A 20,772-nucleotide genomic window follows, 5' to 3' on the forward strand; every position below is an offset into this window, starting at 1 on the left:
GCAATGTCAGCCTCCTCCATTCATTCACTGCGCGGCGCACGCACGCGGCACGCGATGAAAGTTGCGATCGAAATAGATCAGGCCGTCGCCATCGTCGCGTACGCGGATCGCGGTGGTTTCGACGAACATCACCGAGTGCGATCCCACTTCCTTCGCCTCGACGATGGTGCCCTGCAGGCTCGCGAGCGCATCGCGCAAGACGGGTACGCCGTTCGCGCCTTCGTCCCATACGGGCAATGAAAACCGCTCTTCCATCGACAATGGCGTGAGCCCCGCGAAGTGCCGCGCGATCTGTTCGAGATGCCCTGGCAATACATTCACGCATACATTGCGATTGTTCACGAATGCGGCATGCATCGCGCTCGAACGGTTGATGCAGACGAGCAACGTGGGCGGCGCATCCGTGACCGAGCACACCGCGCTGGCGGTGATGCCGCAGCGGCCATGCGTGCCGGTCGTGGTGATGACGTTCACTGCGGCGCCCAGATGGGCCATGGCCTGGCGGAACATCTTGCGCGCCTGATCGATATCGGAAAGGTCGGGACGGGGCAGCGCGGACATGGGAGCGTCTCCTGTTCGTTTCATGTTCATGTTGTGTATAGCAAATCGTGAATCAAGCGTACGCGCTGAAACGCACAAAAAAAATCGGCATGATCAGCCAGCCTGTCCGGTGTGGTTACCGAGCGCACTAAAGCTTTTACCTATCTGACGCAATCGAGGTAAAGAAGGGACTTTCGCGGTGAATTTCGGCTGGTTATCATTGTTCTTCCAATAAACGAGGCTTTGCGATGAGACAGCCGAATCCCCCGGCGCGCATGGCCCCTGATGCGCGCATCGAAAGAGCAATCGCAATGAATTCTCCGGCTCCTGTGGTGTATATCGTCGACGACGACAATGGCATGCGCACCTCGCTTGCATGGCTGCTCGATTCCGTCGGCGTGAAGTCGGAAGGCTTCGCGAACGCGGCCGAGTTTTTGCGTGCGTTCGATATGAGCCGCCCCGCGTGCCTCGTGCTCGATGTGCGCATGCCGGAGACGAGTGGCTTCGACGTCCAAGCCGAACTCAATCGCCGTGGCGCGACCTTGCCGATCATCTTCGTGAGCGGACACGGCGACATTCCGATGTCCGTGCGTGCGCTTCAGCATGGCGCGATCGATTTCGTCGAGAAGCCCTATAACTCGCAGCAAATGCTCGATCGTGTGCAGCGTGCGATGAAACTCGCGACACAGCGTCATGCGAAAGATCAGCGCAAGCGCGAGTTGCGCGAACGCGTCGAGTCTCTGACGACGCGCGAGAAGGAAGTCCTGCGCGGCGTGATCGAAGGCAAGGCGAGCAAACGCATTGCCGCCGATCTCTCCATCAGCGTAAAGACCGTCGACGTGCATCGCGCGAGCATCAAGGACAAGCTCGGCGCGGCTTCGATCGCCACGCTCGTGCGTGACGTGCTCGAAGTATGGAGCCCGCCCGACGACGAGCCCGCATAACCCGCGCGCTAACGCATGTAGAGGCCGCCGTTCACATCCCAGCATGCGCCATTGGCGAAATAGGCATCGGGTGATGCAAGCAGCACCGCGACATCGGCGATGTATTCGGCCGAACCGAGACGTCCGACGGGAATGCCTGCAATCACCTTGTCGAGCTTATCGGCGGGCACGCTTTCATGCACGATCGGCAGATCGAGCGGGCCAGGCGATATCGCGTTCACGGTCACGCCGTGCGCGGCGAGATCGCGCGCGAAGACTTTGGTCAATGTAATCGCACCGCCTTTGGCCGCCGCGTAATGCGCGCCGGTGGCCGATCCGCCATTCTGTCCCGCGAGCGATGCGATATTGACGATGCGCCCCGCGCCGCGATCCGCGAAATAGCGGCCGAAGACCTGACAGCCGAAAAGCACGCTGCGCAGGTTGACATCGATGACCTGATCGAACTGCTCGGCGGTGATGTCCATGACAGGCACGACCTTGGACGCGCCCGCATTGTTGACGAGTACATCGATACGGCCCCAGCGTTCATGCACCGCGTCGCGCGCACGTTCGAAGTGCGTCTTCGACGTGACGTCCAACTCGACCGCGAATGCACTGCTTTGGTCAGCGCTCAACTCACGTGCGAGCGCGTGCGTTGCATCGGTTGCGATATCGGCCAGGGCGACTTTGTAGCCCGCAGCACGAAGGCGGCGCGCGACGACCGCGCCGAGGCCGCGCGCGGCGCCCGTAATGAGCGCAATTCTATTCGACATCTTCAGTTCCTTTTATTGAGCGAACGCGGCTGCGACATGCGCCGCGACCGCGCAGACTTGCTCATCCGCGCCTTTGCGCCCGACGATCTGCAAGCCGGCCTTGAGCGATGAACCTAGCACCGGAAGAGGCAAGCTCAGTGCAGGATGTCCGCTGAGATTGAATGGCCTGATCAACGACGACATAGCAATCACCGATGTTCCCGCGCGCGCCGCTTCGAGCGTGATCGGAAACGCGGGCAGGGTCGGGAGCGCGAGCACATCGACGTCTTCTAGTGAGCGATTCACAGCGGCCGTGAAGATGCGCCTCACGTTCTCCGCGGCTTCGAGATCAGCAGTAGTGGTGTTCGATGCCATGCGCAGACGTGCATCGAGATCCGCGCCTATCTTTCCGGTCTCGACGAGATGACCGAACGCATGCCATGTCTCCGCGTTGATGACGGCGAGACCGGCGGCGAAGGCATCGGCCATCGATGCCAGTTCGACATCGCCTGATGCGAGTCCTGCACGATGCACGGCCTGTCCGACCGCTTTAACGATATCTTCATCCGCAACCACGGAAACAATGCCGACGCGAACCGTCGCTGCATCGCGCCGTGCAATGCGCGCATCGAACGATGGATCGATCGCGGACATGGCGTCGATCAAGATGCGCATTTCGCGCGCGAACGGGCCGACGCAATCGAGCGTCGTTTCGACCGGTGCCACGCCGCGTCGCGATACGCGTCCGAAGGTCGGCTTCAATCCGATCACGCCGCAGCATGCAGCAGGGCCGCGCACGGAGCCGCCCGTATCGGTGCCGAGCGCGGCATCGACGAGCCCGAGTCCGACAGCCGAAGCCGACCCGCTCGACGATCCGCCCGGAATGCGCGTCGCGTCCTGAGGGTTCAGCGGTGTGCCGGTGAAGTCATTGATGCCGGTCATGCCGAACGCAAGCTCGTGCATGTTGGCCTTGCCCTTGATGCGCCAGCCCGCATCGAGCAGACGCTGCACGACATCGGCATGCTCGATTGCAGCCGGTGCATCGGAGAGCGCGCGACTGGCTGCCGTGGTCGGATAACCTGCAACATCGATGCTGTCCTTGATCGCGATGGTCGGACCATCGGCATCGTCTCGCGCGCGCAAATCGAACTCGCTGATAAAGGCGCTCATGCGTTCGTCTCCTTGCGAACGTTGACTTGCCACGGCGCGTTGAAAAGGCGCTCGGTGCGGAAATGCCGAATCAGCCATGCGTAATTTCCATTGCGCTGGATCGGCACGAAATCGATTTCCAGGCGCGCGGCGATAAGCTCGGCCTTCGCATCGACATAACCCGATGCCTGTAACATGATCCATCGTCCTTTGGCGATATTGCCATCGACATGGATATGCTCCGACGTCAGGAAATGCACGTTGGTCGTGAAATGCGGTGACGGCGGCAGATAACGTTGCAGCATTTCGACGATCGCCGCGCGTCCTTGCAGACGCCCAAATTTTTGCGCATAGTGCGGGCCGATACCTTCCCAGATAGCGTCATCGGTGAAAAGCGCGGATAGCGATTCCCCTTCGAGTGGCGCACAAGGCACGTCGCATAGCGCCATATAACGCGCGATGGTCTTGCGCACTTCGTTCTGTGCTTCGAGTGCGTGAAGTCTTGCGAGTAACGCATCGATGGTGATTTGCGTCATAACGTCATGCGTTATTGGTTGCAGCGGCCGGAACCGTCAATGCACGCCCCACGCGCGCTTCGATCTTTCCATAACGCCAGAGGTTATAGTCGCCAACGGGCGTCGTGCGATAGAGATTGCACACGGCGACGGCCGTGTCGAAATCGGCGACGTCGGCCATGATGTAGAACGTCCACGGCGCGCCATCGGACTGACCGACGACGAGACGATCGTCGTCCATGACGCCTAGCACGCGCACGTTTTCCATCGCTTCGATGGCGGCAAGCATCTTGCCGTAGGCTTGCCATACATCGCCGATCTCCTCGCGTGGCAGATCGAAGAAGTTCTGGGTCACGCCGCAGCAAAAGAGCACGCGCAAAGGGAGATTTCGGTTATCGGTCATGTAGCGTTGCTCCTGTCGTTATTCGATGAAAGTGATCAGAGATAGCCGGGAATCGGCGGCACGCCGACGAACACGGCACCGGCGCCGTCGTAATTGCCTTCGCCGAGGAATGCGTGTTGCGTGACGACCATCGCGTCGCGCATGAGTCGTTGCAACGGATGCGTTCGATAAATCGCCATCGTGCCGCCCAGCCGATAGGCGCGATTCACGACGTCCGCGCCTTCGCGTGCAATCTGCGTGGCGGAAAGGCGCAACAGGCTGACTTGTTCCGGGGTGACTTCATTGCCCGCGAGAATCGATTGCCAGACGCTGTACGTCGATTCATAGAAGAACGCGCGCGCGGAACGCAATTGCGCCTCGGCTTTTGCAAGCTCGATTCGGTAATACGCGCGATCCGCGAGTTGGGGCGCGCCGGTCGTGGTCTTCCTGCCGCCCGCCATATGATTGGCGACATCGAGGGCCGCGCGCGCGAGACCCAGATTTACGACAGCGAGCACTTGCGCCGCGTAAGCGATGGTCGGATAGCGATAGAGCGGTTCATCGACAGTCGATGCGCCGCCGCGCACGAAGGTCCAGTCTTCATCCACGAACTGATCCGTCACGCGCAAGTCGTGACTGCCGGTGCCCTGCATGCCGACGACGTTCCAGTTCTCGACGATCTCCACCTGTGACGGCCGGAACACCGCGGTGCGCGGCTTGCCCGGCGCTTCGCCCGGTTTGCCCGTGCCGATGCCTACACCGAGCCAGTCTGCGCCTTTGCAACCGCTTGCGAACTTCCACGTGCCGTTCACGCGATATCCGCCCGGCGCGGCTTGTGCGTTCTGCACGGGGAACAGTCCGCCGGCAAACACCTGATCGGGGCCATCGGCATAAATCTGTTCCTGAGTCGCGAGCGGCAACGCGGCGAGATAGAGATTCGCGGAGCCGAAACTCGCGACCCACGCGGCAGAGCCGTCGGCGACTGCAATGCGTTCGATCATCCCGAGGAATTCGCCAGGTGCGCGCGCATCGCCGCCGAAGCGTTTGGGCGTAGCCGCGCGATAGATCCCGACGCGCTTCAACTTTTCGATGACATCGCGCGGCACGTGTGACAGCCGGTCGAATTCGTCGCGACGTGCGGCGATTTCGGTGATGACGTCGTCGAGCGTCACGTCATCGAATTGATCGCGTATAGCGACGGCAGTCGCGGATGCTGACATGGGGACGTCTCCTTTTCGTTTGTATGGCGCATGAAAATAAATGGAAGTGCGTTGACGCCGCACAGATTGATGCCAGTCTAGAAACGCAAAAAGATGGAAACAATTGGGAAGGCGAGCGCCGGGATCGGTGATGCATCCCGGTCGGATAAAGAAATCTTTAGGGACGTCCAAGGCGCGCCGATGTTATGGTTATCGTTGCAGCCCTGTTTCCCCGCGCCAATATGAACTTCCCCGCTGAAGACGATTTTCGACGCCTGCTCGACGCACTGACTCAATGCGTGTTGCTGCATGACGCGCGGACGAAGGCGATCGTCTGGGCCAATCGCGCGGCGTGCATCGCACTCGGCTTTTCGGTGGAGGAATTGCTTCCGCTCAAGGCGCACGACATGACGCGCGACGACATCCGATATCGCCGCGAAATAGCCGTGAACGCGATGGACCGTTCCATCACCGAAGGGCCGCAAAGCTACGAATGGTGCTATCGCTCGCGCGCGGGCGTCGACATGTTGTCCGAGGCGATCGCCACCTACGTGCCGCTCTCCGGGAACGAAGTGGTGATGGTGCAGTTCCGTGACATCAGCGCGGAAGACGCGATGCGTCAGAAGTTGCGTCGCTATGAATCGCGCTTGCGGGAGTACATGCAGGATCTGGGCGAGGGCGTCGCAGTGCTGACGCCGCGCGGCAAGGTAAGTTTCATTAGCGAGTCGGGCAGGCGCGTGCTCGGCGTCGCGAGCGATGCAGCGCTCGGCGTCGCGCTCGACTATTGCACGAGAGAGGACCGCGAGCGGCTGGTCGCTCAGTTGCGCAGCGCGACGCGACAGCATTCGACGCCCGCCCAACGCTATGCGATCACGCGGCGTGACGGCGCGAAGCGATGGCTGCGTATCACGTGCAGGCGCATCGATATCGAAGACGGCACGCTGGTGCATTTCCGCGATATCAGCGATGAAGTGGCGATAGAAGAAGCACGCCGCAACGAAGCGCGCATGCTCGAATACGCGGGGCGCTATAACGCGATGGGCGAAATGGCCACGGCGATCGCGCACGAGTTGAGTCAGCCACTCGCCGCCGTTCGCAACTTCATCGAGGGCGCGATACAGCGGCTTGCACAACCGGATTCCATCGATAGCGCGATCTGGGGTCTGCGAGCAGCGGACCGGCAAGCCGAGCACGCGGCACACATCATCAAGAGCGTGCGCGAGTTCATCGTGAAGCGCGAGCCTGTGGAAGCTCAGGCGGATCTTCGCGACGTGCTCGCGGATGTCGCGTACTTCATTCAATTGCGCGCGCGCGATGAAGGCGTAACGGTCATGATCGAACAATCGCGCGAGCCATTGCCGATACGCTGCGAGCGCGTGCTCATCGGTCAAGTCGTTCTCAATCTCGCATTCAATGCCGTCGAAGCGTTGAGTGGCGGGAAGGCGTCGACGGGCATCGTCACGCTCGCCACGATGATGAAGGGCGACACGGCCGAACTTCATGTCATCGATAACGGACCGGGCGTTCCAGACGATGCGCTCGAACGCCTGTTCGACGGCTTTTCTTCGGCCAAGGCAGGCGGCAACGGCATCGGCTTGTCGTTGTGCAAGAACATCGTGTCGCGGCACGAAGGGCGTATCTGGGCGCAACGCGCGGCAAGCGGTGGGCTCGAGTGCTGCGTCGCGTTGCCCTTGTCCCATCGCGCGGATTGACACGATGTTCCGCATTTCAAAGCAGAAAGCCGATTGCGCTCAACGCTTCGGTCGAATCGATCAGGCGAATAACCTTTTCGATCAGCTTCGGTTCGCCGCTCGCCAAACTGATCTTATGCGTGAGATCGGCGGCGAAGATCGTCGATACGCCGCGCTTGTAGGCAACGATCACCTGCGCCGATTTCACTTCCACGATGTCCGCGCTGTCGCTCGACAAGGTGAAGCGCGAAACGGTACGCACCGTGCGCGCCGCGTCGGATGCGGACGCGGAATAGCCCGACGTCATGCGTTGCACGCGCAACTCGCGCATGTGCTGATCATCGTAGGCATAGTTCAGGGTCGCGGCGAAGTCGGTCGCGTTCGGATCGATCGGCACCACATAGAAGCCTTGCGGGTCCCACATGTCGAGCCACGCACGATAGTCACGCCGATCGAGCAACTCGGCTTCACGCCAGATGAATTCGATCGCGCGCGCGAACGTCTGTTGAGAGAAGAGTGCGTTGCGATCGTCCATCATGCCTGCTCCATCATTGCGCGCCATTGCCTGTACGCTTCACGCATGCCGGTTTCGTCCGTGGCGTGCGCGGTCTTTTCGCCGTTCGCTGCAGTCGTTTCGCGGTTCAGGCCGCGATTGACGAGAATCGGCACATCAGGGCCCGCATGCGAGCCGCGTTGCACGCGTTCCCATGCTTCGGCATCGTCGGGGCTGCCAAAGCCGAACGGGCCCTGGAAGTGTTCGTGTATGCGCAGGCGCACGCGATTCGCTTCCTCGGGTCCGCCATCCATCGCGAGTGCGACGTGGCGAATTTCCGTTTCCTCTGCGGAAATGGGACGCAAGACACGGAAGAACGCCATCGAGAGCGCGAGATTCGGAAAGAGATTCAGATTGAAGCCCACGCCCATCAGCGAGCGCACGATGCGGCGCACTTCCTCCGGCGTGTGTTTCTCGGCGAGCTTTGCGGCGAGATCGTTGAAACGCTCCGGCAACGGCGCGCCGTCGTCCTTGTCGAGATCGACGAGTTCGGGAACCAGCACCGCAAGGCTATGGCCATTTCCGAGCGAGCGGCAGAAGGCATCGTCGCTCGTCATGAAACTCGTGATGGCGGCCGCGGTTTCGTCGTCGATCGATTTCATCCACGATTTATGCACGACCGGAAAATGATAAAGATCGGTCGTGTTTTCGAGTTGGATCTTCCAGTTGCCTTTGAACTTGAACTTGTGCTCGCCGTTGGCCTTGATCGGATAGCCTGCGCCTTGCTTCATGAAGAGGTCGATCCACGGTTTGGCTCCGCCGAGAAAGTCTTCCAGTGGTTCGGTTGCTTCGTTGAAGCTCGCGAAGATCAAGCCCTGATAGATCCCGACGCGCAATTTCTTGAGCGGCAGATCGCCTTTTTCGCAGACGCCTTCATAACCGTCGCCATAAGGCAATGCGCGCAGCGCGCCATCGAGCGCATAGGACCAGCTGTGATACGGACACGTGAAGCCTTTTGCATTGCCTTTGTGCTCTTCACATACGGTGGCGCCGCGATGACGGCAGCGGTTTTGCAGCACGTGTACGGCGCCGCTCTTGTCGCGCACGACGATCACCGGCTGGCGGCCGATGGTCGTCGTCACGAAATCGCCTGGCTTCGGCAACTCGCTTTCATGTGCGACCCAGATCCACGTCTTATAGAAGATGCGTTCGAGTTCGGCTTCGAAGAGATCGCTATCGTAGTAAAGCGACGGCTCGATGCGATCCGCTTGCGCGCGGCGGCCGAGCGCGCTTGTGTCGATGATTTGGGTGGTCGGCGTACTCATCGGTTCGATATAGGGTGAAGTTGATCGGCTAACACGGGAATAGCGATGTTGATCGGCACATCCTCTCGTTGACATCAGTCTCGCTTTGCGAAGATCATGCGTCAAATCGATTAAAAAACGGGTGCTGGATCAATCCGGCCGATATCTTGAGAGTTCCCGATGACATCCCTCGACCATGTCGATCTCAATCTGCTGCGTGTATTTCAGGCGATCGTCGAAGAGCGCAGCCTCACCAAAGCCGGTGAACGGCTCGCGCTTTCTCAGCCAGCGGTGAGCTACTCGCTGGGCCGCCTGCGCACGCTTTTCGATGACACGCTCTTCATCCGGACGCGCGCGGGCATGCAGCCAACGCCTGTTGCGCTGGAACTTGCCGAGATCGTCGGTCGCGCGCTCGATACCGTGCGCGAGGCATTGCGCTTTGCCGAGCGCTTCGATGCATCGACGAGCAATCGCACCTTTCGGCTCTCGCTTTCCGATGCCGGAGAAATGGCGTATCTGCCCGCGATATGCCAGGCGCTGCATGAAGCCGCGCCGCGCGTGAAGCTGCTCGTGGAGCCGTTACCTGTAGAGGAAATCGAGGAGGCAATGCGGTCGAGCCGGCTCGACTTCGCAATCGGCAATCTGCCTTCGCTATTGCCGCGCACGCGTCACGCGCTGCTGTTCGAGGAAGCCTATGTGTGCATGACGAGAAAGCGCACAGGCCTTCCCGCAGGGGAGACGTTGAGTCTCGATCAGTTTCTGTCGGCGTCGCACGTTCAGGTTCGCTCGCTCGAACACAGCCATCACGCACTCGACGACGCCCTGCGCTCGCAAGGCGTCGGACGCAATATAGCGCTCGCACTGCCGCATTTCGTCGCCGTGCCCGGCGTGCTTGCGGTTACGGATCTCTTTGCGACATTGCCCGAGCGGCTCGCGCATATCCTCAATCGAAACGATGCGTTTCGCATTTATGCATTGCCCGTTCAACTGCCCAAGGCAGCCGTGACGATGCACTGGCACGAGCACTTTCACGAGGATGAAGGCATCGCGTGGATGCGCGGCCTCATGACCGACATCCTTGCGGGCTTCGAGAGGTTATGAAGTCAGAGGTCGAGCACGAGCACAGGCGAGCGAGAACGGGACACACAGCAACAGATCACGCTATTGCTCGCGCGCTCGGCCTTGCTCAGGCAATGATCGCGATGCTCGGGTTCGCCGCTCACGACATCGACCATGCAGGTACCGCAGACACCTTCACCGCATGACGTATCCACTTCGATGCCGATCGACGCGAGCGCGTCGACGATGGACGTCGAGGCATCGACGCGCACGGTTTGCCCGGTGCTGGCGAGTTGAACGTCGAAGGTATCGAGCGATGTTTCCGTGTCCGCTTGCGGCTCCGCCTTGAAACGTTCGAGATGAACGGCATTGGCAGGCAGGCGCTTTTGTGCGGCGTTCACGACCACGTCCATGAATGGCGACGGGCCGCAGGTATAGACGTGCGCGTTCTCGTCCGCATCCTGCAGACAGGCATCGAGCTCATCGAAGAGTGCATCGGGCTCGACGCCGAAATGGAGCTTGACGTGCTTATCGAATGGCGCGCGCGCGAGGAGCGGCAGAAACGCCGCATGTGCTTCACTGCGCGCGAAATAATGCAGCGCGAAGGGTGCGCCGATTGCGACGAGGCGATACGCCATCGAAAGCAAGGGTGTAATGCCGATGCCCGCGCCGATCAGAATATGCTCGCTGACACCTTCTTCGAGACGAAACAGATTGCGCGGCGCCCCAATCGATAACTCGCTGCCGATGCTCACTTCGTCATGCAGGGAACGCGAGCCGCCACGGGATTGCTCTTCTTTTTTAACGGCGAAGAGATGCGAGTCGCGGCAAGCCGGATCGCCGCACAATGAGTATTGCCGTGTGATGCCCGATGGACTCGTCACATCGATATGTGCGCCCGGTTCATAGGCTTCGAAGGGCAGGCCATCGACACGCGAGATGCTGAACGAGCGCACGCCGTGGGCTTCCTCGCGCAGGGCGTCGACGCGAACCTTGAAGGTTTGAGCTTGCATGATGCTGCCTTTTCAGTGTGTTCCAGAGAACGATGCGTCGAGCGTAACGCCACTCATCGAATAAGCAAAATAGATTAAAAAGCGCGATTCATATCAATCGTGCGGATATTGCTTTCGGCCGAAACTACGCTCACGGTTGATTCAGTCGTATCGTGGATCACGCGTGCTTCACGCGTTTCGTGCTCCAGACTCGATCGATAAGGTCGGCATCCGGCGAAGAGCAGCACGGCAGCCAGCACAATCGCCACGGCGTTCATGATGGCCATCGATTGGCCGACCGCGAGCGGCGAACCAAACACCTTGTCGGTGATGAGCGCGACGAGCGTCGTGCCGAGACCCAGACCGATGAGGTTCGATACGAGCAGAAACATCGCGGAGATCTGCGCACGCATCTGATTGGGCGCAAGTGCCTGCATCGCGGCGGCGGAAGTCGGAAGAGGGAACGACGCAAAGAACATCGCTGCAACGAGCCATGCGAGCGATGCGTTGAGGCTCGTCGTCTGCGTGAATGCAATTGCAGGAACGAGCATGCAGGCCGCGCCGATCCATGCGGCGCGCAGCGGCGCATCGGTGCGTCCGCGGCGCAGCAGCCAGTCGTTGAGCCAGCCCCCGCAGAACACACCTGTCGTGTTGGCGACGAGCATCACGATGCCGAGCATATAGCCCGTCTCGACTGGCGTGAGACCGAAGCGGCGCATGTAAAAGGCGGGTGTCCAGCCCATCAGACAATAAAGGCCCATCGCGTAGAACGAAAAGCCGAGGTAGTGGCAGAAGAACGTCTTGCGATGACTGGCGATGAAGCGCAGCGCATCCCCCATCGCGACGCGTTTCACTTTGCCCGCGCCATCTTGCGCAAGACCTTTTCGCTCAGGATCGCGCACGGTCAACATGAAAACGAACGCGATCAGAAGTCCCGGCAACCCGACGATAAAGAACGTCAACTGCCATGCACGCAATTCGCCGACGATCGGCAATGTGAACAACGTTGCGTGCTTGAGCAGTGCAATGACATAACCGCCCACGAGAAAGGCTATACCGCCACCGATGAACGATCCGAGCGAATAAATGCCGATCGCACGGCCCATCTTTTCCTTCGGAAAGAAATCCGCGAGCATCGAATAGGTTCCCGGCGAAAGGGCGGCTTCCCCTACACCCACGCTCATGCGCGAGACGAACATGTGCACGAAGCTCTGACTCAGACCGCATGCGGCCGTCGCGATGCTCCACAGGGCAATGCCGGCTGCGATGATGCGCGGGCGGGCAAAGCGGTCCGCGAGATATGCGATCGGCATACCCATGACCGCGTAGAAGAGCGAGAATGCGAAGCCATGCAGCAGACTGAATTGCGTGTCAGTCAGATGCAGGTCGCGCTTGATCGGCTCGATCATCAACGCCAGCACCTGCCGGTCGATGAAGGAAAACACATAAGCCAGCATGCAGATGACGACGACATACCACTCGTATGAATAGCGTTTTCGGTTGGGCTTCGTGGTGCTTGGCGAATGCATCGTGTGTCTCCGTAGCTGGGCTCGGACGGCAGTGTCGATGCGACAGTTGTCCGCGTCAAATTCGCCGAAAAGGGACGCCGATATCAGCGCGGCAAATTTAAATGGGCATAAGTGAGCTTTATCGATGGACGCGCTTTTGACTGATTTGCCGCGTCCGGAGGAAAAACACAGACTTCAATTCATAAGAAACGCGATATCAGGGCTGGATCGACGCTGACTATTAGCTTTCGAAGAAGAGAACAGCTTCTGAAGTAAATCCTGAAATAGGTACGAGCGCCTATACATGCTCGCGGGCGTTTTTCAATCGTGCATTCCTAGAATTGCGCGGCGGTCACGATACGAGAAGAATTAGAAAGCTTGACGCCAAAAAATCAAAAACCTATAAGCAGTCGCATCGATGGCGACGCAAGTACGTAGCAGGAGGAGGGCATGTACGCCAATTACGAAACCTTCGAAGACGCCGACCACCACGCGCATTCGCTGGCAGGTTGGGATCAACGATACGACCAGGTGGGCGAAGGCGCGTTTCGCAGCACGGTGAAGCAGGTTTCAGTGGCGGGCGTGCAGGTTTTTCAGGAATCCGCGAACGTTCGTATCGTTCAGCGCGGGCAATTGCCAGCGGGATTCGTCACGTTCGGGCTCGCGCTCGGCGGCGGCGCTCCGTTTTCCTTTCAGGGCGTGCGCGTGGATGAAAACGCGCTCGTCGTCGCACCGGGTGCGAAGGAATTTCTGCTGCATTCACCGCCCGATATGTCGATGCTCGGCGTCGCAATCGATTCGACATTGCTTGCTTCCGCAGCCGATGCGGCTGGCGTCGATGTCCAGGACGAAATTCTCAATCGGCACGTGCTGAGCATTCCTGGCGCGGCTGGCGCGCGTGCAGGAAAGCGCATCATTGCGGCCGTTGAAACGGTGTTGGCGGACCCCGATCCCTTTCTGTCGGGCGATGGCGCGCATCGCTTCACACACACGGTAACGGAAAGCATTCTGGATCTTCTGACGTTTCACGTGCCGACGCGCGAGGACCGGCTCACGTATGCATGCCGGGCCGATGTCGTGCGGCGCGCGCACGATCTCGTGCTGGCGCGCCCCGAGCAACCGATATCGGTGCTGGATCTATGCGAGAAGTTGCGCGTGAGCCGACGCACCATTCAAAATAGCTTTCAATCGGTCACGCAGATGAATCCGGTAAGCTATCTGCGCGCAGTGCGTCTTGCACAAGTGAGGCGGCTCCTGACCACGACATCGCCAGGTGAGATACCGGTCCGCGAAGCCGCAATGCGCTGGGGATTCTCCAATCTCGGTCACTTCGCGAGCGATTACAAAAGCCTGTTCGGCGAACTTCCCTCTCAAACGCCGCGCGCTCGTTGAATAAGGCGTAAAAGCATGGTTCTCTTGCCGATAGCAGGCCGCATCGCCGCGGCTTGCCATCGGCGTTTGTCTTTTCAAAGCGTGCTCGAGATGCTGCGCTGAGCGCGCATCTCTGTCGGCTCCCTTTCGAATGCTCCATTTCGGCACGCACGCGCTGCCGGTTCCGAAGTGCTCTTTTTTATTGTCATCTTTAGAGTCAGTTCGACGATAAACAAGGAGACGCACAGATGGAGATGAGACGGCTAGCCACCGCCATGGGGGCTTTATTGTATGGACTGCTTGCGTGTCAGCCGCACGCGGGCGCGGCCGAAAAGCCGGAAGAGCTGACGGTAGCGAAGGTTCCGCCGTACAGCCCGCATCGCATATTCGTGACGGATGTCTCGTTCGCGAGCATGACCGACGCGCGCGTGCACGTCTTCGACGGCGACACGAAGCGCTTCGTCGGCGAGATCGACGGCGGATTCGCGCCGGGCTTCACGATTTCGCCCGATCACAAGACGAGCTATGTCGCGACGACGTACTTCGCCCGCGGCAGCCACGGCGCGCGCACGGACGTGGTCGAGATGATCGATAACACGACGCTCGACGTGACCGGCGAAATCGTGATTCCGGCCAAACACGGTCAAACGGTGCCCACGCCCTACAGCACGATTCTTTCGGAAGACGGCAGCCGTCTGTATGTGTCGAACATCACGCCGTCGACGTCGGTCACCGTAGTGGATACGGCCGCGAAGAAGGTGCTCGGCGAAATCGACACAGACGGGTGCGTGCTCGCATATCCCAGTGGCAATGACCGCTTTTCCGCGCTGTGCGAGAGCGGCAAAGCCCTCACCGTGAAGCTCGATGCGACCGGCAAGGAAGCGAGCCGCAAGCTCTCTGACGCCTTCATCGACGTCGACAAGGACCCCGCGTTCATCAACGCCGTGCGCGACGGCAATACCTATCTGTTCACGACGTTCCACGGCAGCGTGCGCTCGGCCGATTTCTCGGGCGATGCACCGGTGCTCGGCACGGCGTGGTCGTTGCTGAGCGATCAGGAGCGCAAGGCAGGCTGGCGTCCGGGTGGTTTGCAGCAGACCGCTTTGAATACGGCGAGTCATCGTCTCTACGTGGCCATGCACAAAGGCGCGGACGGCTCGCACAAGGATCCGGGCACGGAGATCTGGGTCTACGACACGCAGAGCAAAAAGCGCGTGGCGCGCTGGGAGTTGGCCAAGCAGAAGATCGATCCGCTGCTCGCGATTCAGGTCAGCACCGACGATAAGCCGCTTTTCTACGGCCTCACGCCGACGTCCGATCTCGTCGTGATGGACGCGACGACCGGCAAGCGCATGCATGTAGAAAAGCAGCTCGGCACGACGTCGACGTTGCTGCTCAATCCTTGAGGTGACGCGATGATCGATCCCGTCATTCTCATGGTGTGCATCGCGAGTGCGACGATTATCGCGCTTGCGAGTGCGGTGCCGAAGTGGCGCGAGCTGTCGCGCTATCGCGCATCGCTCGAAGCCTTCGCGTTGCTGCCGTCGTTCACGGTGACGCCTTTGTCGTTCGTCTTTCCGGCGCTCGAAACCGCTGGCGCGATCGGCTTGTTGTTCGCCGATACGCGCATGGTCAGCGCAATCGTGCTGGCCGCGCTCTTCGCGCTCTTCGGCGTGGCGCTTGCAGTCAACGTGTTGCGCGGTCATACCGACATCGATTGCGGCTGCTCGGGCTTTATCGCTGCAAACGCATCGGAGCGTGCGCCGAAGTCGATCGGATGGTGGCACGTCGCACGCGCGCTGATGCTGGCCGTCCTCGCCGCCGCTGCACTCGTTCCCGCAAGCGGCCGCGCGCTCATGGCGTTCGACTATCTGAGCGCAGGCGCCTGCACGCTTTTCGCCGTCGCCGCGTGGTTCACGCTCGACGTGCTGCTGGTCAATCTTCCCAAGCTCGATTCTCTGAGGAATTCATGATGCAAACCGCCCTGATGATTTCGGCCGCACTGTCGTGGGCCGCTTTGCTCGCGCTCGGCGCGATCTGTCTCGCACTCGTTCGCCAAGTCGGCATTCTCTATGAACGCATGATGCCCGCGGGCGCGCTCATGATCGACAAGGGCCCGGCAGTCGGCGCCATTGCACCGGTGTTCGAGCTCGGCGATATCGCCGGCCGCGCGGTGAAGGTCGGCGGCCTGTCGAACTCGAAGCGCAACACACTCGTGTTCTTCCTCTCGCCGACGTGCCCCGTGTGCAAGAAGCTGCTGCCGTTGCTTCCGTCGCTCCAGGCGCGCGAAGGCTCCGTCGATATCGTGCTCGCCAGCGACGGCGAATTCGAGGAACACGCCGCGTTCTATCGCAAGTCCGGTCTTTCGCAATATCCGTATGTGCTGTCGCAGGAACTCGGTCTTTCTTATCAGATCGGCAAGCTGCCTTATGCCGTATTGCTCGATGAGGAAGGCAAGGTCCGCGCGAAGGGTCTCGTGAACACGCGCGAACATCTGGAAAGCCTGTTCGAAGCAAAGGAACGGGGGGTCGCGTCGCTGCAGGAATTCGTGCACGGCAAGCACGACGATCACGCGCATCACGACCATGAAGGGCAAGTCGGACGGCACGCCTGAAGACGCCGATAACTTATTCATTCATACAGGTGAGCGTCCATGAAATGGCTGGATTCATTCTTCGAACATAAGGCGCGCGGCGTCGCGCAGCGCAGCTCGCGGCGCAGTGCGATGGCGAAGCTCGGAAAGGTGCTGGTGGGGTCGGCAATGGTGCCGCTGTTGCCGGTGGATCGCACCGCGTATGCGACGGAGCCGAAGAAGCCGGGTTCATCGGCAAGCGACGATCCGACGAGCTGCGACTACTGGAAGTATTGCGCGATCGACGGCTGGCTTTGCAGTTGCTGCGGCGGTACGTCGAGCAGTTGCCCCCCGGGCACGACGCCTTCGCCGATCACGTGGATCGGTACGTGCCGCAATCCGCACGACGGCTCGGATTACATCGTGTCGTACAACGACTGCTGCGGCAAGACGAGTTGCGGACGCTGCTTCTGCAATCGCAATGAACGCGAAAAGCCGCTCTATAAGCTGTCGCTGAATAACGATATCAACTGGTGTATGGCGAACGGTAATTCGAATTACCACTGCTCGGTATCGGTTCTGTTGGGAGCGGCAACGCAATGAAGACTGCAAGTGTTGTGATGGCGGCGCTCGCCGCCGGCGTGATGAGCCTCGCTTCGGGCGCATTCGCACAGACGGTGCATTACCCCGGCGGCAAATCCACGTTCGATGGCAAGTGCGCCGTCTGTCATCAGGCGGGCGGCAAGGGCATGGACGGACTCGCGCCGCCGCTCGTCGAGTATCCGGGCAAGTATGCAGGATCGCCCGATGGCCGCGCCCAATTAGGGCATACCGTGCTCTATGGCATGTTCGGCCCGATCAAGGTCAAGGAGAAGAGCTACAACTTCAAGATGCCGAGCTTCGCGTCGCTCTCCGATGAAGAGATCGCCGATGTGCTGAACTACGTCGTGTTCGATCTGAACGCACAGCATGGATCGGCGAAGCCCTTTGACGTCGCCGAGGTCAAGGCATGGCGTGCGGGACCGCTCGATCAGACCGCCGTGCATCAGCATCGCGAAGCAGTCTTGAAGGGCCTCGGGCTATGAAGCCGCGCGCGGTCCTCGCCGCTGCGATGCTGGCCGCGCTTTCGACGGCGGCGGCAGCGCAGACGTACGATGCGGCGCGCGCGCGCCAGGACTGGGTGCTCAATTGCATGGGATGCCACACGGCCAATGGCTCGGGCATTCCCGGCAAGGTGCCCGCCTTGCGCAACTCGCTCGGTCATTTCGTCTCGCTTCCCGAGGGCCGCCAGTTTGTCATGCGCGTGCCAGGCGCGGCCAATTCCGCATTGAACGATGCGGAGCTCGCGAACGTCCTGAACTGGCTGCTCAGGACGATGAACGAGCAATCGCGGCCCGCATCGTTCAAGCCTTATACGGCCGAAGAAATCGCGGCGCATCGCAGGCCCGCGCTCACCGATGTCGCGCGCACCCGCATGAAGCTCGTGAAGGAATTGCAGGAGAACGGCGTGAACGCCGTCCCGGAACATTACTAGGAGACATCTCAATGAATAGCAATCAGCATCCCGCGATGCTCGATTCGACGCGCGCGTTTCTCGCGTCGGCGAAGAAAATGCTGATCGATGGCGCATGGGTCGATAGCGCAAGCGGCGCGACGCTCGACGTGATCGATCCCGCCGATGGCGAACTGCTCGCACGCGTACCGAGCGCCGATGAAACCGACGTGGATCGCGCAGTACAAGCCGCGCGCCGCGCCTTCGACGATTCCGCGTGGTCGCGCATGAAGCCGACCGATCGCGAGCGCCTCTTGTTGCGCGTCGCCGATCTCATCGAAGCGAACGCACGCGAGCTCGCGGAAATCGAATCGCTCGACAACGGCAAGCCGGTGACGGTCGCGCAAGGTCTTGATGTGTCGATGGCCGCGCAATGCTTCCGCTATATGGCCGGCTGGGCGACGAAGATCGAAGGCAGCACGCTCGATGCGGCGATTCCGTATAGCCCGTCGAACGATTACTTCGGTTATACGCGCAAGGAAGCGGTGGGCGTCGTCGGCGCCATCATTCCGTGGAATTTCCCGTTGCTGATGGCATCGTGGAAACTGGCGCCCGCGCTCGCGACGGGCTGCACTGTCGTGCTGAAGCCCGCGGAAGACACGCCGCTTTCCGCATTGCGCCTCGCGATGCTGATCGAAGAAGCGGGCGCGGAGAAGGGCGTCGTGAATGTCGTGACCGGTCTGGGCCGCACGGCGGGCGCCGCGCTCGCGCGTCATCCGGGCATCGACAAGATCGCCTTCACCGGTTCGACGCCGACGGGCAAGGCAATCGGCCACGCGGCGCTCGACAACATGACGCGCATGTCGCTCGAACTCGGCGGAAAATCGCCCGTGATCGTGCTGCCCGATGTGGATATCGACAGGGCCGCTCAAGGCGTCGCGAATGCGATCTTCTTCAACTCGGGGCAAGTGTGTACTGCCGGTTCGCGCGTGTACGTGCACGATAAAGTCTTCGATCGCGTGATGGAACGTGTTGCCTCGATCGCTCAATCTCTGCCGATGGGACCGGGCCTCGATGCATCGACGCAGATCGGCCCGCTCGTTTCCGCGCGGCAGATGGATCGCGTGCTGGGCTATATCGAAGCGGGCCGCGATGAAGGTGCGCGTGCGATCGCGGGCGGTGCGCGCAAGGAAGGCGCGGGCTTTTTCGTGAAGCCGACTGTGCTCGTCGATACCGATCATTCGATGAAGGTCGTGCGTGAGGAGATCTTCGGACCGGTGCTCGTTGCAATGCCGTTCAACGATATCGACAGCGTGGTCGCGAAGGCGAACGACACGCCTTATGGACTCGGCGCGAGCATCTGGTCGAACGACCTCTCTGCCATTCATAAGCTCGTGCCGCGCATCAAGGCGGGCACGGTGTGGGTCAATTGCCACTCGCTGCTCGATAACGCGATGCCGTTCGGCGGCTTCAAGCAATCGGGTTTCGGGCGCGAACTCGGACGCGCGGTGATCGACATGTACACGGAAACCAAGTCCGTGCTGATCAACTACGCGTGAGGACGCTCGCATGACAACTAAAACAATCGCGCGGCAACTCGTTTCGACGGCGGCGCTCGCCGTGTGCGCGAGTGCATCGGCGCAAAGCAACGTGACGCTGTACGGGACCGTCGATGCAGGGTTGACCTATACGAGCAATCAGCAAGTCACGAATGCGGACGGCAGCGTCAGCTCGGGGCATAACTTCGCGTTCTCCGGCGGCAATCTTGTGCCTTCGCGCTTCGGCTTGCTCGGCGTGGAAGATCTGGGCGGTGGCTTGCAGGCGAAGTTCAACGTAGAAAATAGCTTTTATACGGGGACGGGAAGCTTTGTTCAGGGCGGGGCGCTCTTCAATCGTCAGGCCTGGGTGGGACTCGCGCACGAGCAATTCGGTACGTTGTCGTTCGGGCGTCAATACGATTCGTATTCCGATTTCCTCGGGCCGTATGTGTCGAGCAATTCGTGGGCGACGCTCTATGGTTCGCATATCGGCGACGTCGATAACCTCAACGAAGCGTTCAACTTCAATAACGCGATCAAGTACACGAGCCCGGACTGGAACGGCTTCTCGTTAGGTGGCACGTATAGCCTGGGCGGTGTGGCGGGCGATTTCGCGCAACGACGCGGTTATTCGATTGCGGCGACTTATACGCACTTGCCGGTTTCCATCAGCGCGGGCTATCTGAACCTGCACAATCCGCTCGATGCGGCTCTGGGCGGCGCCAATGGCTATATCGGCGATTTCGCCTGCTCGAATCCGTCGGCGCTTTATTGTCAGCTGCAGAATGCGGAAGCGTTGAAGGCCTATGGGGCGGGCGCATCGTATGCAATCGGGCCAGCGACCATCGCGCTGACTTATACGCATAGCCTTCTCGAACGTAGCCAGTACTTCGCCGACAGCGCCAATCCGCAAGGCCGTAACATTGCGTTCGATATCGGCGAAGTGAATCTGACTTACGCCGCGACGCCGTTCCTGCAACTGGGACTGGCTTATATCTATAACAATGCGAAGCCGGACGGCGGTTCGTCGACGCGCTTTCATCAAGTGAACCTCGGCGCGAACTACGCGTTGTCCAAGCGCACGGCGCTGTATGGCGTCGCGATCATGCAGAAGGCGGTGGGAGCGGGACTCGGCATCGATCCCGCAACGGGCGGCCCGGCGAACTACGCGCAGATTCCCAATCTGCCGAATTCCAACAGCGATCGTCAGTTGTCGGTGACGCTCGGCATACGGCATAACTTCTAAGTCCTTCCGAGGGCGTGCTTTGACCCGGCCGGGATGATTCCCCGCC

Annotated in this window: 22 protein-coding genes; 12 read left to right on the forward strand and 10 right to left on the reverse strand. The window is 60.5% G+C overall.

The window, feature by feature from the left end; translation table 11 throughout:
• Positions 1-24: 24 nt before the first annotated feature.
• Positions 25-561, reverse strand: coding sequence for a 4-hydroxyphenylacetate 3-monooxygenase, reductase component (gene hpaC / locus AWB76_RS19790; RefSeq protein ID WP_061161833.1), 537 nt, complete (start codon positions 559-561; stop codon positions 25-27).
• A gap of 290 nt (positions 562-851) precedes the next feature.
• On the opposite strand from hpaC, the gene AWB76_RS19795 reads away from it, so the two are divergent.
• On the forward strand, positions 852-1,484 hold the full coding sequence (locus AWB76_RS19795) for a response regulator transcription factor (RefSeq protein WP_061161834.1): 633 nt from the start codon (positions 852-854) through the stop codon (positions 1,482-1,484).
• A gap of 8 nt (positions 1,485-1,492) precedes the next feature.
• On the opposite strand, the gene AWB76_RS19800 is transcribed toward AWB76_RS19795, so the two are convergent.
• From AWB76_RS19800 to AWB76_RS19820, 5 genes are read right to left on the reverse strand one after another with little or no spacing between them, the layout of a single operon-like run.
• Entirely contained in the window at positions 1,493-2,236 is a 744-nt protein-coding gene (locus AWB76_RS19800; protein WP_061161835.1) for an SDR family NAD(P)-dependent oxidoreductase, read from the reverse strand.
• Positions 2,237-2,248: 12 nt separating this feature from the next.
• On the reverse strand, positions 2,249-3,385 hold the full coding sequence (locus tag AWB76_RS19805) for an amidase (RefSeq protein WP_061161836.1): 1,137 nt from the start codon (positions 3,383-3,385) through the stop codon (positions 2,249-2,251).
• Positions 3,382-3,900, reverse strand: a complete 519-nt coding sequence (locus tag AWB76_RS19810) for a nuclear transport factor 2 family protein (RefSeq protein WP_061161837.1) — start codon at positions 3,898-3,900, stop codon at positions 3,382-3,384. Before AWB76_RS19810 ends, AWB76_RS19805 begins: the two co-directional genes overlap by 4 nt.
• Before the next feature lie 4 nt (positions 3,901-3,904).
• Positions 3,905-4,282: a hypothetical protein gene (locus AWB76_RS19815; RefSeq protein WP_061161838.1), complete on the reverse strand. Its 378-nt coding sequence runs from the start codon at positions 4,280-4,282 to the stop codon at positions 3,905-3,907.
• Positions 4,283-4,317: 35 nt separating this feature from the next.
• On the reverse strand, positions 4,318-5,481 hold the full coding sequence (locus tag AWB76_RS19820) for an acyl-CoA dehydrogenase family protein (RefSeq protein ID WP_061161839.1): 1,164 nt from the start codon (positions 5,479-5,481) through the stop codon (positions 4,318-4,320).
• Positions 5,482-5,702: 221 nt separating this feature from the next.
• Between AWB76_RS19820 and AWB76_RS19825 the strand changes: the two genes are divergently transcribed.
• On the forward strand, positions 5,703-7,172 hold the full coding sequence (locus tag AWB76_RS19825; RefSeq protein ID WP_061161840.1) for a PAS domain-containing sensor histidine kinase: 1,470 nt from the start codon (positions 5,703-5,705) through the stop codon (positions 7,170-7,172).
• Positions 7,173-7,188: 16 nt separating this feature from the next.
• On the opposite strand, the gene AWB76_RS19830 is transcribed toward AWB76_RS19825, so the two are convergent.
• Both AWB76_RS19830 and AWB76_RS19835 read right to left on the reverse strand, forming a co-directional pair.
• Positions 7,189-7,689: an aromatic-ring-hydroxylating dioxygenase subunit beta gene (locus tag AWB76_RS19830; RefSeq protein WP_061161841.1), complete on the reverse strand. Its 501-nt coding sequence runs from the start codon at positions 7,687-7,689 to the stop codon at positions 7,189-7,191.
• Positions 7,686-8,969 carry an aromatic ring-hydroxylating oxygenase subunit alpha gene (locus AWB76_RS19835; RefSeq protein WP_061161842.1) on the reverse strand — a complete coding sequence of 428 codons (1,284 nt, stop codon included), beginning with the start codon at positions 8,967-8,969 and terminating at the stop codon, positions 7,686-7,688. The genes AWB76_RS19830 and AWB76_RS19835 overlap by 4 nt, the downstream gene beginning before the upstream one ends.
• Positions 8,970-9,128: 159 nt before the next feature.
• Between AWB76_RS19835 and AWB76_RS19840 the strand changes: the two genes are divergently transcribed.
• A complete protein-coding gene (locus AWB76_RS19840; RefSeq protein WP_061161843.1) occupies positions 9,129-10,049 on the forward strand; it encodes a LysR family transcriptional regulator in 921 nt (306 codons plus the stop codon).
• Between the two features lie 2 nt (positions 10,050-10,051).
• Here AWB76_RS19840 and AWB76_RS19845 read toward each other — a convergent pair whose 3' ends face one another.
• Positions 10,052-11,020 (reverse strand): PDR/VanB family oxidoreductase, encoded by a 969-nt coding sequence (locus tag AWB76_RS19845; RefSeq protein WP_061161844.1) that lies wholly within the window; start codon positions 11,018-11,020, stop codon positions 10,052-10,054.
• Positions 11,021-11,094: 74 nt separating this feature from the next.
• The gene (locus AWB76_RS19850; RefSeq protein ID WP_061161845.1) at positions 11,095-12,528 is read right to left on the reverse strand and encodes a spinster family MFS transporter; all 1,434 of its coding nucleotides are present in this window, start codon (positions 12,526-12,528) and stop codon (positions 11,095-11,097) included.
• Positions 12,529-12,957: 429 nt separating this feature from the next.
• Between AWB76_RS19850 and AWB76_RS19855 the strand changes: the two genes are divergently transcribed.
• The 9 genes from AWB76_RS19855 (at position 12,958) to AWB76_RS19895 (ending at position 20,726) form a co-directional block, all read left to right on the forward strand.
• Positions 12,958-13,899: a helix-turn-helix domain-containing protein gene (locus AWB76_RS19855; RefSeq protein ID WP_061161846.1), complete on the forward strand. Its 942-nt coding sequence runs from the start codon at positions 12,958-12,960 to the stop codon at positions 13,897-13,899.
• 254 nt (positions 13,900-14,153) lie between these two features.
• Positions 14,154-15,284: an amine dehydrogenase large subunit gene (locus tag AWB76_RS19860; RefSeq protein WP_061161847.1), complete on the forward strand. Its 1,131-nt coding sequence runs from the start codon at positions 14,154-14,156 to the stop codon at positions 15,282-15,284.
• 9 nt (positions 15,285-15,293) lie between these two features.
• Entirely contained in the window at positions 15,294-15,851 is a 558-nt protein-coding gene (locus tag AWB76_RS19865; protein ID WP_061161848.1) for a MauE/DoxX family redox-associated membrane protein, read from the forward strand.
• Entirely contained in the window at positions 15,848-16,492 is a 645-nt protein-coding gene (gene mauD, locus AWB76_RS19870; RefSeq protein WP_061161849.1) for a methylamine dehydrogenase accessory protein MauD, read from the forward strand. The genes AWB76_RS19865 and mauD overlap by 4 nt, the downstream gene beginning before the upstream one ends.
• Positions 16,493-16,531: 39 nt before the next feature.
• Positions 16,532-17,053, forward strand: a complete 522-nt coding sequence (locus tag AWB76_RS19875) for a methylamine dehydrogenase light chain (RefSeq protein WP_008353338.1) — start codon at positions 16,532-16,534, stop codon at positions 17,051-17,053.
• Entirely contained in the window at positions 17,050-17,535 is a 486-nt protein-coding gene (locus tag AWB76_RS19880; RefSeq protein WP_061161850.1) for a c-type cytochrome, read from the forward strand. The genes AWB76_RS19875 and AWB76_RS19880 overlap by 4 nt, the downstream gene beginning before the upstream one ends.
• Complete coding sequence (locus AWB76_RS19885; RefSeq protein WP_061161851.1) at positions 17,532-17,984, forward strand: c-type cytochrome; 453 nt, start codon at positions 17,532-17,534, stop codon at positions 17,982-17,984. Before AWB76_RS19880 ends, AWB76_RS19885 begins: the two co-directional genes overlap by 4 nt.
• 11 nt (positions 17,985-17,995) lie before the next feature.
• Positions 17,996-19,501, forward strand: coding sequence for an aldehyde dehydrogenase family protein (locus AWB76_RS19890; protein WP_061161852.1), 1,506 nt, complete (start codon positions 17,996-17,998; stop codon positions 19,499-19,501).
• 10 nt (positions 19,502-19,511) lie between these two features.
• Positions 19,512-20,726 carry a porin gene (locus AWB76_RS19895; RefSeq protein WP_096031335.1) on the forward strand — a complete coding sequence of 405 codons (1,215 nt, stop codon included), beginning with the start codon at positions 19,512-19,514 and terminating at the stop codon, positions 20,724-20,726.
• Positions 20,727-20,772 lie beyond the last annotated feature (46 nt).

Origin of the sequence: Caballeronia temeraria (assembly GCF_001544795.2) — a bacterium.
Lineage (GTDB): Bacteria > Pseudomonadota > Gammaproteobacteria > Burkholderiales > Burkholderiaceae > Caballeronia > Caballeronia temeraria.

Excerpts from the sequence above, each read along its gene's own strand:
- hpaC (WP_061161833.1), bottom strand. The coding sequence starts at position 561 with ATGTCCGCGCTGCCCCGTCCCGACCTTTCCGATATCGATCAGGCGCGC.
- AWB76_RS19795 (WP_061161834.1), top strand. The coding sequence starts at position 852 with ATGAATTCTCCGGCTCCTGTGGTGTATATCGTCGACGACGACAATGGC.
- AWB76_RS19800 (WP_061161835.1), bottom strand. The coding sequence starts at position 2,236 with ATGTCGAATAGAATTGCGCTCATTACGGGCGCCGCGCGCGGCCTCGGC.
- AWB76_RS19805 (WP_061161836.1), bottom strand. The coding sequence starts at position 3,385 with ATGAGCGCCTTTATCAGCGAGTTCGATTTGCGCGCGCGAGACGATGCC.
- AWB76_RS19810 (WP_061161837.1), bottom strand. The coding sequence starts at position 3,900 with ATGACGCAAATCACCATCGATGCGTTACTCGCAAGACTTCACGCACTC.
- AWB76_RS19815 (WP_061161838.1), bottom strand. The coding sequence starts at position 4,282 with ATGACCGATAACCGAAATCTCCCTTTGCGCGTGCTCTTTTGCTGCGGC.
- AWB76_RS19820 (WP_061161839.1), bottom strand. The coding sequence starts at position 5,481 with ATGTCAGCATCCGCGACTGCCGTCGCTATACGCGATCAATTCGATGAC.
- AWB76_RS19825 (WP_061161840.1), top strand. The coding sequence starts at position 5,703 with ATGAACTTCCCCGCTGAAGACGATTTTCGACGCCTGCTCGACGCACTG.
- AWB76_RS19830 (WP_061161841.1), bottom strand. The coding sequence starts at position 7,689 with ATGATGGACGATCGCAACGCACTCTTCTCTCAACAGACGTTCGCGCGC.
- AWB76_RS19835 (WP_061161842.1), bottom strand. The coding sequence starts at position 8,969 with ATGAGTACGCCGACCACCCAAATCATCGACACAAGCGCGCTCGGCCGC.
- AWB76_RS19840 (WP_061161843.1), top strand. The coding sequence starts at position 9,129 with ATGACATCCCTCGACCATGTCGATCTCAATCTGCTGCGTGTATTTCAG.
- AWB76_RS19845 (WP_061161844.1), bottom strand. The coding sequence starts at position 11,020 with ATGCAAGCTCAAACCTTCAAGGTTCGCGTCGACGCCCTGCGCGAGGAA.
- AWB76_RS19850 (WP_061161845.1), bottom strand. The coding sequence starts at position 12,528 with ATGCATTCGCCAAGCACCACGAAGCCCAACCGAAAACGCTATTCATAC.
- AWB76_RS19855 (WP_061161846.1), top strand. The coding sequence starts at position 12,958 with ATGTACGCCAATTACGAAACCTTCGAAGACGCCGACCACCACGCGCAT.
- AWB76_RS19860 (WP_061161847.1), top strand. The coding sequence starts at position 14,154 with ATGGGGGCTTTATTGTATGGACTGCTTGCGTGTCAGCCGCACGCGGGC.
- AWB76_RS19865 (WP_061161848.1), top strand. The coding sequence starts at position 15,294 with ATGATCGATCCCGTCATTCTCATGGTGTGCATCGCGAGTGCGACGATT.
- mauD (WP_061161849.1), top strand. The coding sequence starts at position 15,848 with ATGATGCAAACCGCCCTGATGATTTCGGCCGCACTGTCGTGGGCCGCT.
- AWB76_RS19875 (WP_008353338.1), top strand. The coding sequence starts at position 16,532 with ATGAAATGGCTGGATTCATTCTTCGAACATAAGGCGCGCGGCGTCGCG.
- AWB76_RS19880 (WP_061161850.1), top strand. The coding sequence starts at position 17,050 with ATGAAGACTGCAAGTGTTGTGATGGCGGCGCTCGCCGCCGGCGTGATG.
- AWB76_RS19885 (WP_061161851.1), top strand. The coding sequence starts at position 17,532 with ATGAAGCCGCGCGCGGTCCTCGCCGCTGCGATGCTGGCCGCGCTTTCG.
- AWB76_RS19890 (WP_061161852.1), top strand. The coding sequence starts at position 17,996 with ATGAATAGCAATCAGCATCCCGCGATGCTCGATTCGACGCGCGCGTTT.
- AWB76_RS19895 (WP_096031335.1), top strand. The coding sequence starts at position 19,512 with ATGACAACTAAAACAATCGCGCGGCAACTCGTTTCGACGGCGGCGCTC.